We start from the raw sequence: 12,419 nt of genomic DNA, 5'->3' as shown, positions 1-12,419 counted from the left end.
GGCACAAAAAAGGCGATCCTCGGATCGCCTTTTTTTATGCGGGGCGGTAGGCGCCTCAGTCGGTATATTCGAACAGGCGCACGATCCCCTGTACGCCGCCGATGCCTTGGACCACGGCGGTGGCGCGGTTGGCTTCGGCATGGGTGACCAGACCCAGCAGGTAAACCATGCCGTTCTCGGTGACCACCTTGATCTTCGAACCGGGCACCGTGTTGTCGGCGAGCATGGCGGCCTTGATCTGGGTGGTCAGCGTGGCGTCGCTGCTGCGGGCCAACCCCGAGGAGGGCGGCAGCACCTGCAGGTGGTTGTGTACCTGCTTGACGTTCTGCACGCGGCGGGCGGCCTGCTCGGCGAGGGTTTTCAGCTCCGCGCGCGGGGTCTGCCCGGCGAGCAGCACCACGCCGTTGTAGCTGGTCACCACGATATGCGAGGTGGTGTCGTTGAGGTCGGCGTGGCTGCGGCGGATTTCGCTGGCGACGTCGCCGGGGATGAACTGGTCGTCGATCTTGTTGCCGAGGCTGCGTGCGCCGCAGCCGGCCAGCAGCAGGCTAAGACCGAGGGCGGCGAGGAACAGGGGGGTATGTTTCATTCTTCACTTCCGAACAGTTGGCGGTCGATCAGATCGCACAGGCAATGGATGGCGAGCAGGTGGACTTCCTGGATGCGCGCGGTGACCCGCGAGGGCACGCGGATCTCGACGTCCTCCGGGAGCAGCAGCGAGGCCATGCCGCCGCCGTCGCGGCCGGTCAGGGCGACCACGGTCATTTCGCGATCGTGGGCAGCCTGGATGGCCTGGATCACGTTGCCGGAGTTGCCGCTGGTGGAGATCGCCAGCAGCACGTCGCCGGGCTGGCCGAGGGCGCGGATCTGCTTGGAGAACACCTCGTTGTAGCTGTAATCGTTGGCGATCGAGGTGATGGTCGAGCTGTCGGTGGTCAGCGCCACGGCCGGCAGGCTCGGGCGTTCGCGCTCGAAGCGGTTGAGCAGCTCGGAGGAGAAGTGCTGGGCGTCGCCAGCCGAGCCGCCGTTGCCGCAGGAGAGAATCTTGCCCTCGCTGAGCAGGGCGTGGACCATCACCTGGCTGGCCTGCTCGATGTGCGGGATGAGCACTTCCATGGCCTGGCGCTTGGTTTCGATGCTGTCCTGGAAGAGCTGGCGGATTCGGGATTGCATGTCCATCGGTGACCTTTGGTTGGGCGGCGGTTCAGGCATCGAACGCGCCGCGGATCCAGTTCAGTTGCGGGGACGAACGGCGTTCGGCAGGGCCGATCGCCACCACGTCGAACCGGCAGGGGTGGCGTGCCCAGCGCTGCTGCTGTTGCAGAAAGACCTGGGCGGCGGCGCTGAGCCGGGCGCGCTTGCGCGCATCGACACTGGCTTCGGCGCCGCCCCAGGCGCTGTGGCGGCGGTAACGCACTTCGACGAATACTACGGTATCGTCGTCGAGCATGACCAGATCCAGCTCGCCGAGCCGGCAGCGCCAGTTGCGCGTGAGCAGGCGCAGGCCGTGCTCCTCCAGATGGGTCAGCGCCCAACCTTCGGCGGCCTGGCCGGTGTCCCGGCGCGAGCTGTCGCTCACCGGCTGGAGGCTTCCAGGCGGTAGAGCTGGCCGCCGCGGTACTCGGCCCACGGCAGGCTGCGGCTGATGCGTTGGCCGGGGGCCAGCTGCAGGCTCCCCGACAGGCCGTCGAGCTGGCTGCTCGGTACGGTCTGCAGTTGGCCGAGGCGCGGCGCCAGCCGGTAGGCGTCGGCGCCCATGGCGTACAGGCGGCCCAGGCTGCCGGCGGCCGCCGGCCACTGGCCGATCACCTGGTCGCGCAGTGGGTCCGGGGTGCCGAGCAACCAGGGGGTTTCGCAGAAGCGGATGCCGTCGAGGTCGAGGTCCTGCGCCGGATCGTTGCTGCCGCTGTAGAGGTGAGAGGTGGCGTACACGGGCAGGTCGCCGGCGTACTGGAAGGCGAGGGTCGGCTTGATCTGCCGGGCCTGCGCCGGGGTGGCGGCGAGGAACACGAAGTCGACGTCCTGGCGGCGCGCCGGCTGGGCTTCGACCTCGCTGCCGAGGGTGTCGCGCAGGTGCTTGGCGCGTGCCTCGCTGTCGCGCAGCTTGAGCAGGTCGGCGATTTGTTGAGCCAGGCGCACTGGCTGGTCGACGTGTTCGGCGGCGATCAGGCTGCCGCCGCGGGCCTGCCAGTCGGCGCGGAAGGCGCTCAGCACGCGGTCGCCCCAGGCGCCGCTGGGCACCAGGGCCACGGCGCGGCGCATGCCGTCCTTCCAGGCGCGCTCGGCGACGGCGCGGGCCTCGTCCTCGGCCGCCAGGCCGAACTGGAACAGTTGGGCCGGACCTTCGCCGGCGCTTTCGCTGTAGTTGAGCGCCAGGGTGGCGATCGGCAGCTGGGCGCGGCTGTTGAGCTGGTTGACCAGCGGCTTCTCCAGTGGCCCGACCACCAGCTGCACGCCGTCGGCTTGTGCCTGGCGGTAGAAGCCGTCGAGGTCGGTCAGGTTGCTGCTGTCGTGCACGCTGATGTGCATCGGGCTGTTGCTTTGATAGTGGGCGGCGAGGAATCCGTCGCGCAGGGCCTGGGCCACGCTGGCGAGCTGGCCCTGCTGCGGCAGCAGCAGCGCCACGCGGGTGAGCGGGCGGGCGGCGAGTTCCTGCAGTTGCACCAGCGGTTGCGGCAGCTGGCGGGCGGCCGGATGCTGTGGATGCTTGGCCTGCCAGTCGGCGATCTCGGCCACCTGCTGGGCGGGAGTGGCATTGCTGCGCGCCAGGCGACCCAGTTCCAGCCAGCCGGACAGGTCGTCGCCGGCACCCGGGGCGGTTTCCAGCTGGTTGCCCGGCAGGCTGGCGACCAGGGTCCAGATCGCTTCGTGGTTCTGCTGTGCGGCCTGCTCCTTGAGCAGCGGAGCGATGAACACCCGTTCGCGGGTGGCGGCCAGCAGCTGCTCATCGGCCTGCAGGGCGTTGGCGCGAGCCAGCTGGCTGCGCACCTGCTGCTGAACCGGCAGCTCGCCCAGTCGTGCGAAGCTCGGGTGCTGCAGGGCGTCGAGGGCGGCCTTGGGCTTGTGGCGGGCGATCGCCAGCTCGGCGCTCAGGGTGCTGGCGAAGATCTGCTGCGCGGGCGGCAACTCTTCCAGCTTGAGCATATCGAGGATCTGCTGGGTCTGGGCCAGATTGCCCTGACCGAGCGCCAGATCGGCGGCGGACAGACGCAGGAGGTTGGCGTCCTCCGCATCGCCCTTCTGGGCCTGCTGCAGCAGTTGCTCGACACTGGCTTGGGGCTTGCCCGGCAGATCGCCGAGGTCGGAGGCGGTTTTCTGGCCGGCGCAGGCGCACAGCAGGCTGGCCAGGCAGAGGACGGAAAGGGGGCGCAGGCTGGCGATCATGTGAGAAATTCCGATTCGCAGGCTTTAAAGACGGCAATTGTACCCAAGCCCCGCCATGGGTGCGATTCTGCCGCGGCGAAACCGGTACAATGGTCTACTTTGGCTGGCAACGGGATGGCGAAGTGAAGGCTCCGGGTACTCTTTATGTAGTGGCGACGCCGATCGGTAATCTGGAGGACATCAGCGCCCGGGCGCTGCGCGTGCTGCGCGAGGTTGCGCAGATCGCCGCCGAGGATACCCGGCACAGCGCCCGCCTGCTGCAGCACTTCGGCATCGCTACGCCGCTGGTGGCCTGTCACGAGCACAACGAGCGCGAGCAGGGTGGGCGCCTGGTCCAGCGCCTCTTGGCGGGCGACGATCTGGCGTTGATCTCCGATGCCGGCACACCGCTGATCTCCGATCCCGGCTATCACCTGGTGCGCAATGCGCGCGCCGCCGGGGTACGGGTGGTGCCGGTGCCCGGCGCCTGCGCGCTGATCGCCGCGCTGTCGGCCTCCGGCCTGCCGTCCGATCGTTTCGTCTTCGAAGGTTTCCTGCCTGCACGCAGCACGGCGCGCCGCCAGCGCCTGCAGGTGCTGTGCGAGGAGCCGCGCACGCTGCTCTTCTACGAGGCGCCGCATCGTCTCCTGGAGTGTCTGGCCGACCTGCGCGAGTTGTTCGGCGGCGCCCGATCGGCGGTGCTGGCGCGCGAGCTGAGCAAGACCTTCGAGACTATCAAGGGTGCGCCGCTGGACGAGCTGCACGACTGGGTGGCAGCGGACGCCAATCAGCAGCGCGGCGAGTGCGTGCTGCTGGTCGAGGGCTGGCAGGCGCCGGAAGGCGAGGATGCGCTGAGCGCCGAGGCGCTGCGCGTGCTCGACCTGCTGCTCGCCGAGCTGCCGCTCAAGCGGGCGGCGGCGCTGGCGGCGGAAATCACCGGCGTGCGCAAGAACCTGCTCTACCAGGAAGCGCTGCAACGACAGAAGGGCGCCGATTGAGCTTGTTATCCGCCGGCGCAGTGAGTACCCTGCGCGCCGGAGAGCCGGCCGGACAGTCGCTGCCTTCGTCAGAAGGGGGAGGAAAGTCCGGGCTCCATAGGGCAGAGTGCCAGGTAACGCCTGGGAGGCGTGAGCCTACGGAAAGTGCCACAGAAAATAACCGCCTAAGCGCGCAAGCGCCGGTAAGGGTGAAAAGGTGCGGTAAGAGCGCACCGCACGACTGGCAACAGTTCGTGGCTAGGTAAACCCCACTCGGAGCAAGACCAAATAGGGATCCATTGGCGTGGCCCGCGCTGGATCCGGGTAGGTTGCTTGAGGCCGTCAGCGATGGCGGTCCTAGAGGAATGACTGTCCTCGACAAAACCCGGCTTACAGGCCGGCTCTCCCCCTTATTTCTTCTGCATTAAATCGCGATTTCCCGCCTATTTATAATATCGAAAAGCTATTGCACTTCATGAAGAGCTTAAAGTTCATGGCAGTGCGCCTTGAATTATCCCTCCTTTAGCTACTGTCTTTTCTCCCCACCTTTATCCACTGGTCAGCTTTTTCGCTAAGTTGCGGTCTAGCAAGGGTTTTTCCCGTTGGGGTCGCCTTGACGGCCTGGAGAGGGCGTTTCTATAGTGTGTAAGGGTGGGGGAAAGTGGGACAAAGTGGATTTTCCATCAGTCAGGGAAGGCTGACCACAACGAGGACGTGCAGCCGTGTTTCGCGGAGCCAATGCCATAACTCTTGACGCCAAGGGTCGTCTGACGATGCCGAGCAGGTATCGCGACGAGTTTTTGGCGCGCGGCGCTGGCCAGCTCGTTGTGACCATTGATGTTGTGGATCCCTGCCTGAATGTTTATCCCCTCGCCGAATGGGAAGTGATCGAAGCCAAGCTGCGCGATCTGCCTTCGTTGCGTGAGGAAAACCGCCGCTTGCAACGCTTGCTGATCGGCAATGCGGTGGATCTGGAGCTGGACAGTGCCGGCCGTTTCCTGGTGCCGCCACGCTTGCGCGATTACGCCCGCCTGGACAAGCGCGCGGTGCTGGTCGGGCAGCTCAACAAGTTCCAGTTGTGGGACGAGGACGCTTGGGAGGCACGCAGCGCCGAAGACCTCCTGGCGATCAAGGAACCCGGCAGCCTGCCGGAAGAATTACGCAACCTGACGCTCTGATATGAATGCAGCCACCTTCAGCCACGTAACCGTCATGCTCCACGAGGCCGTCGCGGCACTCGCGGTGCGCGCGGATGGCTGCTACCTGGACGGTACCTTCGGTCGCGGCGGGCACAGCCGCGAAGTGTTGGCGGCGCTGGCCGAGCAAGGCCGCCTGCTCGGCTTCGACAAGGATCCGCTGGCGATCGCCAGCGGCCTCGAGCTGGCCGCCGCCGACTCCCGTTTCCAGATCGTCCAGCGCAGTTTCGCCGAACTTGGCGATGAAGTCGTCGCACGCGGCCTACAGGGCCGGATCGACGGCATCCTCCTCGATCTGGGGGTCTCCTCGCCGCAGTTGGACGACCCGGAGCGCGGTTTCAGCTTCATGAACGACGGTCCGCTGGATATGCGCATGAATCCCGGAGCAGGCCTCAGCGCTGCCGAGTGGATCGCCTCGGCCGACGAGGAGGAGATCGCCCGGGTGTTCTTCGAGTACGGCGAGGAACGTTTCTCCCGGCGCATGGCGCGTGCCATCGTGCAGCGCCGCAGCGAGCGGCCGTTCACCCGCACGGCCGACCTGGCCGAGGTGATCGCCGCCGCCAATCCGGCCTGGGAGAAGGGCAAGCATCCGGCCACCCGCGCCTTCCAGGGACTGCGTATCCACATCAATAACGAACTGGGCGACCTCGAGCGGGGCCTCGACGCCGCCCTCGAGGCCCTCGCCGTCGGCGGCCGCCTGGCGGTGATCAGCTTCCATTCGCTGGAGGACCGCATCGTCAAGCAGTTCATGCGCCGCCAGGTGAAGGGCGAAGCCGATCACCTGCCGCGCGATCTGCCGATCCAGGTGGCGAAGTTCGAACCGCGCCTCAAGCTGCTGGGCAAGCCGCAGTACGCCTCGGCCGCCGAGGTCAAGGCCAACCCGCGCTCGCGCAGCGCGGTGATGCGTGTGGCGGAGAAGCTGCGGTGATCCGCCAGGGCCGCGTTTCCGGCATGCCCAGCGGCAGCCTGCTGATGCTGGTGCTGTTCGGCCTCGCGCTGTGTTCGGCGGTGGCCGTGGCCTGGAGCGCGCACTGGAACCGCCAGCTGCTCAATCAGCTGTACGGCGAGCTGAGCGTGCGCGACAAGGTCCAGGCCGAATGGGGCCGGCTGATCCTCGAGCAGAGCACCTGGACGGCGCACAGCCGCATCGAGATGCTGGCCAGCGAGCAACTGCGTATGCGCGTGCCAGAGCCCGGCGAAGTGCGGATGGTGGCGCCATGATCAGCCTCGACGGTGCCCTCTACCCCTGGCGTTTCCGCCTGGTGATGGCCGTCCTGCTGGCCATGGTCGCAGTGATCAGCTGGCGCATCGTCGACCTGCACGTGTTCGACCACGACTTCCTCAAGGCCCACGGCGACGCGCGCAGCGTGCGCCACATGCCAATTCCGGCGCACCGCGGGCTGATCACCGACCGCAACGGCGAACCGCTGGCGGTCAGTACGCCGGTCATCACCTTGTGGGGCAACCCCAAGGAGCTGATGACCGCGCGCGAGCAATGGCCGACGCTCGCCGAGGCGCTCGGCGAGAATCCCGAGGCGCTGGGCAAGCGCCTGCTGCAGAACGCCGACCGCGAATTCCTCTACCTCAAGCGCGGCCTGACCCCGGAGCAGGGCGATGCCGTGCTGGCGCACAAGATTCCCGGGATCTACAGCCTCGAGGAATTTCGCCGCTTCTATCCCGCCGGCGAGGTCACCGCTCACCTGCTCGGCTTCACCGATATCGACGATCGCGGTCGCGAGGGGATCGAGCTGGCCTTCGACCAGTGGCTGGCCGGTGTGCCGGGTAGCCGCCAGGTACTCAAGGATCGCCGCGGCCGGCTGATCAAGGACGTCGGTGTGGCCCGCAACGCCAAGCCGGGCAAGGAACTGGCGTTATCCATCGACCTGCGCCTGCAATACCTTGCGCACCGCGAACTGCGCAATGCGCTGGTGGAGAACAAGGCCAAGGCCGGCAGCCTGGTGATCCTCGACGTGCAGACCGGCGAGGTGCTGGCCATGGCCAACCAGCCGACCTACAACCCGAACAACCGGCGCAACCTGGAGCCGGCGGCGATGCGCAATCGCGCGATGATCGACGTCTTCGAGCCGGGCTCGACGATGAAGCCGATTTCGATGATGGCGGCGCTGGAGAGCGGACGCTGGAAGCCCAGCGATACCGTGGAGGTCTGGCCCCACAGCCTGCGCATCGGCCGCTTCACCATTCGCGATGTGTCGCGCGGCGGCGGTCCGGTGCTCGATCTGGCCGGCATCCTGATCCGTTCCAGCAACGTGGGCATCAGCAAGGTCGCCTTCGACATCGGTGGCGAGTCGATCTACCACATGATGCAGCGGGTCGGTCTGGGCCAGGATACCGGCCTCGGTTTCCCCGGTGAGCAGGTCGGCAATCTGCCCAACCATCGCAAGTGGCCCCAGGCGGAAACCGCCACCCTGTCCTATGGCTACGGCCTGTCGGTTACCGCGCTGCAGCTGGTGCATGCCTACGCGGCGATTGCCAACAATGGCCGCATGGTGCCGCTGAGTCTGGCCCGGGTCGATCGTCCGGCGACCGTCAACCAGGTCATTCCCGAGGAAGTGGCCAAGACCATGCAGGGCATGCTCCAGCAGGTGGTCGAGGCGCCCGGTGGCGCCCATCGCGCGCAGGTGCCCGGCTACCACGTCGCCGGCAAGAGCGGCACCGCGCGCAAGAACAGCGTGGGCAGCAAGGGCTACCAGCAGAACGCCTACCGCTCGCTGTTCGCCGGCTTCGCGCCGACCAGCAGCCCCCGCTACGCCGCGGTCGTGGTGATCGACGAGCCGGGCGGGGAAGGGTATTTCGGCGGCCTGGTGTCCGCCCCGGTTTTCAGCAAGGTGATGTCCGGCACCCTGCGCTTGATGAACGTAGCTCCGGACAACCTCCCTCCGCCGCCGCTGCCTGAGCAGCCGCAGCTGAGCGGATTGTCCGGCAATGGAGGACGCGGCTGATGCCGATGAGTCTGCTGAAGATATTTCCCCAGGCCTCGCGCGACGCGCTTATTCGCGAGCTGAGCCTGGACAGCCGGGCGCTGCGCCCGGGCGACCTGTTTCTGGCCATTCCCGGTCACGTCAGTGACGGCCGGGCCTACATGGCCGATGCCATCGCCCGTGGCGCCGCGGCCGTGGCCTATGAGGCCGAAGGCGCCGGCGAGCTGCCGGCGGCGGAGAATACCGTGCTGGTGCCGGTCCGCGGCCTGAGCGCCCAATTGTCGGCCATCGCCGGGCGCTTCTACGGCGACCCCAGCCGCAGCCTCGAGCTGGTCGGCGTCACCGGCACCAACGGCAAGACCAGCGTCAGCCAGTTGCTGGCGCAGGCGCTCGACCTGCTCGGCCAGCGCTGCGGCCTGATCGGTACCCTCGGCGTCGGTTTTCACGACGATCTGCAGTGCGGTCGCCATACCACCCCCGATCCGCTCGCCGTACAGGCCGAACTGGCGCGCCTCAAGCAGGCCGGCGCCAAGGCGGTGGCCATGGAGGTGTCCTCCCACGGCCTCGATCAGGGGCGGGTCGAAGCGCTGGACTTCGACGTGGCGGTGTTCACCAACCTGTCGCGCGACCATCTCGACTACCACGGCGACATGCACACCTATGGCGAGGCCAAGGCGCGTCTGTTCGCCTGGCCGGGATTGTGCACCCGGGTGATCAATCTCGACGATCTGTTCGGTCGCGAATTGGCCGGGCGCGAGGCGCCGTCGCGGTTGATCAGCTACAGCCAGATCGACCCGGCCGCCACTTTGTACTGTGCCGAGGCGCAATTCAGCGAGGAGGGCGTGCGTGCCCGCCTGGTCACCGCGCAGGGCGATGGCCTGCTGGTCAGCCCCCTGCTCGGTCGTTTCAACCTGAGCAACTTGCTGGCGGTAGTCGGCGCGTTGATGGGGCTCAACCACCCGTTGGACGAGATCCTCCGAGTCCTGCCGCAGCTGCAGGGACCGGTCGGTCGCATGCAGCGCCTGGGCGGCGGCGCCCAGCCGCTGGTGGTGGTCGACTACGCGCACACCCCGGACGCTCTGGAAAAGGTGCTCGAGGCCCTGCGCCCACATGCGCGCGGCCGTCTGCTGTGCCTGTTCGGCTGCGGCGGCGATCGCGATCGCGGCAAGCGCCCGCTGATGGCGGCGGCGGTCGAAGGTCTGGCCGATGGCGTCTGGGTGACCGACGACAATCCGCGCAGCGAGCCCACCGAGCAGATCATCGCCGACATCCGCGCCGGATTCCGCGAGCCCGAGCGGGTGACCTTCGTTTCCGGGCGCGGCGAGGCGATTCGCCGGCTGATCGCCAGCGCGGCGGCCGACGACGTCATCCTGCTGGCCGGCAAGGGGCACGAGGACTACCAGGAGATCGCCGGCGTCCGCCATCCTTTCTCCGATATCGACCAGGCCGCCGCTGCGCTGGCCGAGCGCGAGGTGCAGCATGCTTGAAGCATGGATGCTGAGCACTATTCTGGGGCCCTTGAAAGGGCGGCTGGCGGGTGCCGACGCCTTCTTCGACGGCGTGAGTATCGATAGTCGCAACATCCAGCCGGGGCAGCTGTTCGTCGCCCTGTCCGGCGAGCGCTTCGACGGTCACGATTTCCTCGAGCAGGTCGCCGCCAAGAGCGCCGCCGCCGCGCTGGTCGAGCGCGAGGCCGAGGAAGTCGAGCTGCCGCAGCTGGTGGTGGCCGACAGCCGGCTGGCCCTTGGCCAGCTCGGGGCGCTCAACCGCGCCGCTTTCCATGGCCGGCTGGCCGCCGTCACCGGCTCCAGCGGCAAGACCACGGTCAAGGAGATGCTCGCCAGCATCCTGCGCGCCGACCATCACGGCGATGCCGCCGCGGTCCTGGCGACCCGCGGCAACCTCAACAACGATCTGGGCGCACCGTTGACCCTGCTCGAGCTGGTGCCGCAGCACCTGAGCGCAGTGATCGAGCTGGGCGCCAATCATGTCGGCGAGATCGCCTATACCGTGGGCTTGACCCGCCCGCAGGTGGCCGTCATCACCAATGCCGGCACCGCCCATGTCGGCGAATTCGGCGGTCCGGAAAAGATCGTCGAGGCCAAGGGCGAGATTCTCGAGGGGCTGGATGCCGATGGCACCGCCGTCCTCAACCGTGACGATCCGGCCTTCGCCATCTGGCTGCAGCGCGCCGCCGGGCGGCGGGTGCTGAGCTTTGCCCTGCGTACCGATGCCGACTTCACCGCTCGTGACCTGGCCCGCGATGCCCGCGGCTGCCCGGCCTTCACCCTGCGCAGCCCGGCCGGCGAGGTGCGCATCCAGCTCAACCTGCTTGGCGAGCACAATGTCAGCAACGCGCTGGCCGCCGCCGCCGCCGCGCATGCTCTGGGGGTATCGCTGGCGGCGATCCGTAGCGGCCTGGAGGCCGTGCAACCGGTCAAGGGCCGCGTCCAGGCGCTGCTCGCCCCGTCTGGAATGCGGGTCATCGACGACAGCTACAACGCCAATCCGGTCTCAATGAAGGCTGCGGTTGATATACTGGCGGGCTTTTCCGGACGCACCGTGCTGGTGCTCGGCGACATGGGCGAGTTGGGGGATTGGGCCGAGCAGGGGCACCGCGAGGTGGGCGAACACGCCCGCGGCAAGGTGACCGCCCTGTACGCGGTCGGTCCGCTGATGACCCATGCCGTGGCGGCCTTCGGTGTCGGCGGGCGGCATTTTGCCAGTCAGGCTGAACTCATCGCCGCTCTGACTGCCGAACAGGCTCCGGAAACCACCCTGTTGATCAAAGGCTCGCGCAGCGCGGCGATGGATAACGTCGTGGCTGCGTTCTGTGCCTGTGCTGGAGAACACTAAATGCTGCTGCTGTTGGCCGAGTATCTGCAACAGTTCCACAAGGGCTTCGCGGTCTTTCAGTACCTGACCCTGCGCGGAATTCTCGGCGTGCTCACCGCCCTGGCCCTGGCGCTGTGGCTGGGTCCCTGGATGATCCGTACCCTGCGCACCCGCCAGATCGGCCAAGCGGTGCGTGACGACGGTCCGCAGTCGCATCTGTCGAAAAAAGGCACGCCGACGATGGGCGGCGCGCTGATTCTTTCCGCTATCGCCATCAGCACCCTGCTGTGGGCCGACCTGTCCAACCGCTACGTCTGGGTGGTACTGGCGGTGACCCTGCTGTTCGGTGCCATCGGTTGGGTGGACGACTACCGCAAGGTGATCGAGAAGAACTCGCGCGGCCTGCCGAGCCGCTGGAAGTACTTCTGGCAGTCGGTGTTCGGCCTCGGCGCAGCGGTGTTTCTCTACATGACTGCCGGCACCGCGGTGGAGACCACCCTGTTCCTGCCTCTATTGAAGAACATCGAGATTCCGCTGGGGATCTTCTTCGTGGTGCTGACCTATTTCGTCATTGTCGGCTCGAGCAACGCGGTCAACCTGACCGACGGTCTCGACGGCCTGGCGATCCTGCCCACCGTGCTGGTCGGCGGTGCCCTCGGCATCTTCTGCTACCTGTCGGGCAACGTGCGCTTCGCCGAATACCTGCTGATTCCCTATGTGCCGGGCTCCGGCGAGCTGATCGTGTTCTGCGGTGCGCTGATCGGTGCCGGTCTCGGCTTCCTGTGGTTCAACACCTACCCGGCCCAGGTATTCATGGGCGACGTCGGCGCTCTGGCCCTCGGTGCGGCGCTGGGCACCATCGCGGTGATCGTCCGTCAGGAGCTGGTGCTGTTCATCATGGGCGGCGTGTTCGTCATGGAAACCCTGTCGGTGGTGATTCAGGTCGCCTCCTTCAAGCTCACCGGCCGCCGGGTGTTCCGCATGGCGCCGATCCACCACCACTTCGAACTCAAGGGCTGGCCTGAGCCGCGGGTGATCGTGCGTTTCTGGATCATCACCGTGGTGCTGGTGCTGGTTGGCCTGGCCACCCTGAAACTGAGGTAATCGAC

At 67.2% G+C, this 12,419-nt stretch carries 12 protein-coding genes and 1 other RNA gene; 9 read left to right on the top strand and 4 right to left on the bottom strand.

Annotation, left to right across the window (positions count from 1 at the left end):
• Positions 1-55: 55 nt before the first annotated feature.
• Genes LMJ29_RS05840 through LMJ29_RS05825 form a run of 4 tightly spaced genes read right to left on the bottom strand, consistent with a single transcriptional unit; the run spans position 56 to position 3,384 of the window.
• Positions 56-589 (bottom strand): BON domain-containing protein, encoded by a 534-nt coding sequence (locus LMJ29_RS05840; protein WP_229604573.1) that lies wholly within the window; start codon positions 587-589, stop codon positions 56-58.
• Positions 586-1,179 carry a phosphoheptose isomerase gene (locus LMJ29_RS05835; RefSeq protein WP_229604572.1) on the bottom strand — a complete coding sequence of 198 codons (594 nt, stop codon included), beginning with the start codon at positions 1,177-1,179 and terminating at the stop codon, positions 586-588. The genes LMJ29_RS05840 and LMJ29_RS05835 overlap by 4 nt, the downstream gene beginning before the upstream one ends.
• A gap of 25 nt (positions 1,180-1,204) precedes the next feature.
• The gene (locus LMJ29_RS05830) at positions 1,205-1,579 is read right to left on the bottom strand and encodes a YraN family protein (protein ID WP_229604571.1); all 375 of its coding nucleotides are present in this window, start codon (positions 1,577-1,579) and stop codon (positions 1,205-1,207) included.
• On the bottom strand, positions 1,576-3,384 hold the full coding sequence (locus LMJ29_RS05825) for a penicillin-binding protein activator (RefSeq protein WP_229604570.1): 1,809 nt from the start codon (positions 3,382-3,384) through the stop codon (positions 1,576-1,578). Before LMJ29_RS05825 ends, LMJ29_RS05830 begins: the two co-directional genes overlap by 4 nt.
• Positions 3,385-3,473: 89 nt before the next feature.
• Between LMJ29_RS05825 and rsmI the strand changes: the two genes are divergently transcribed.
• From rsmI to mraY, 9 genes are all read left to right on the top strand, one after another.
• Positions 3,474-4,361, top strand: coding sequence for a 16S rRNA (cytidine(1402)-2'-O)-methyltransferase (rsmI, locus tag LMJ29_RS05820; protein WP_229604569.1), 888 nt, complete (start codon positions 3,474-3,476; stop codon positions 4,359-4,361).
• A 40-nt stretch (positions 4,362-4,401) separates the two neighbouring features.
• Positions 4,402-4,749: RNase P RNA component class A (rnpB, locus tag LMJ29_RS05815), an RNA gene on the top strand.
• A gap of 313 nt (positions 4,750-5,062) precedes the next feature.
• Positions 5,063-5,518 carry a division/cell wall cluster transcriptional repressor MraZ gene (mraZ, locus tag LMJ29_RS05810; RefSeq protein ID WP_229604568.1) on the top strand — a complete coding sequence of 152 codons (456 nt, stop codon included), beginning with the start codon at positions 5,063-5,065 and terminating at the stop codon, positions 5,516-5,518.
• A 1-nt stretch (position 5,519) separates the two neighbouring features.
• Entirely contained in the window at positions 5,520-6,464 is a 945-nt protein-coding gene (gene rsmH, locus LMJ29_RS05805; protein ID WP_229604567.1) for a 16S rRNA (cytosine(1402)-N(4))-methyltransferase RsmH, read from the top strand.
• A gap of 23 nt (positions 6,465-6,487) precedes the next feature.
• Positions 6,488-6,757 carry a cell division protein FtsL gene (ftsL, locus tag LMJ29_RS05800; protein ID WP_229604775.1) on the top strand — a complete coding sequence of 90 codons (270 nt, stop codon included), beginning with the start codon at positions 6,488-6,490 and terminating at the stop codon, positions 6,755-6,757.
• On the top strand, positions 6,754-8,496 hold the full coding sequence (locus tag LMJ29_RS05795; RefSeq protein ID WP_229604566.1) for a peptidoglycan D,D-transpeptidase FtsI family protein: 1,743 nt from the start codon (positions 6,754-6,756) through the stop codon (positions 8,494-8,496). The genes ftsL and LMJ29_RS05795 overlap by 4 nt, the downstream gene beginning before the upstream one ends.
• Positions 8,496-9,962 carry a UDP-N-acetylmuramoyl-L-alanyl-D-glutamate--2,6-diaminopimelate ligase gene (locus LMJ29_RS05790; protein ID WP_229604565.1) on the top strand — a complete coding sequence of 489 codons (1,467 nt, stop codon included), beginning with the start codon at positions 8,496-8,498 and terminating at the stop codon, positions 9,960-9,962. Before LMJ29_RS05795 ends, LMJ29_RS05790 begins: the two co-directional genes overlap by 1 nt.
• On the top strand, positions 9,955-11,331 hold the full coding sequence (locus LMJ29_RS05785) for a UDP-N-acetylmuramoyl-tripeptide--D-alanyl-D-alanine ligase (protein ID WP_229604564.1): 1,377 nt from the start codon (positions 9,955-9,957) through the stop codon (positions 11,329-11,331). Before LMJ29_RS05790 ends, LMJ29_RS05785 begins: the two co-directional genes overlap by 8 nt.
• On the top strand, positions 11,332-12,414 hold the full coding sequence (mraY, locus tag LMJ29_RS05780) for a phospho-N-acetylmuramoyl-pentapeptide-transferase (RefSeq protein WP_229604563.1): 1,083 nt from the start codon (positions 11,332-11,334) through the stop codon (positions 12,412-12,414). It begins immediately after the preceding gene.
• The last annotated feature ends 5 nt before the right edge of the window (positions 12,415-12,419 follow it).

The organism is Pseudomonas oryzagri, assembly GCF_020831405.1.
Classification (GTDB): Bacteria; Pseudomonadota; Gammaproteobacteria; order Pseudomonadales; family Pseudomonadaceae; genus Geopseudomonas; species Geopseudomonas oryzagri.
This window is presented reverse-complemented; position numbering and strand designations above follow the sequence as displayed.

Excerpts from the sequence above, each read along its gene's own strand:
- LMJ29_RS05790 (WP_229604565.1), top strand. The coding sequence starts at position 8,496 with ATGCCGATGAGTCTGCTGAAGATATTTCCCCAGGCCTCGCGCGACGCG.
- LMJ29_RS05825 (WP_229604570.1), bottom strand. The coding sequence starts at position 3,384 with ATGATCGCCAGCCTGCGCCCCCTTTCCGTCCTCTGCCTGGCCAGCCTG.
- LMJ29_RS05795 (WP_229604566.1), top strand. The coding sequence starts at position 6,754 with ATGATCAGCCTCGACGGTGCCCTCTACCCCTGGCGTTTCCGCCTGGTG.
- LMJ29_RS05840 (WP_229604573.1), bottom strand. The coding sequence starts at position 589 with ATGAAACATACCCCCCTGTTCCTCGCCGCCCTCGGTCTTAGCCTGCTG.
- rsmH (WP_229604567.1), top strand. The coding sequence starts at position 5,520 with ATGAATGCAGCCACCTTCAGCCACGTAACCGTCATGCTCCACGAGGCC.
- LMJ29_RS05835 (WP_229604572.1), bottom strand. The coding sequence starts at position 1,179 with ATGGACATGCAATCCCGAATCCGCCAGCTCTTCCAGGACAGCATCGAA.
- ftsL (WP_229604775.1), top strand. The coding sequence starts at position 6,488 with ATGCCCAGCGGCAGCCTGCTGATGCTGGTGCTGTTCGGCCTCGCGCTG.
- rsmI (WP_229604569.1), top strand. The coding sequence starts at position 3,474 with ATGGTCTACTTTGGCTGGCAACGGGATGGCGAAGTGAAGGCTCCGGGT.
- mraY (WP_229604563.1), top strand. The coding sequence starts at position 11,332 with ATGCTGCTGCTGTTGGCCGAGTATCTGCAACAGTTCCACAAGGGCTTC.
- LMJ29_RS05785 (WP_229604564.1), top strand. The coding sequence starts at position 9,955 with ATGCTTGAAGCATGGATGCTGAGCACTATTCTGGGGCCCTTGAAAGGG.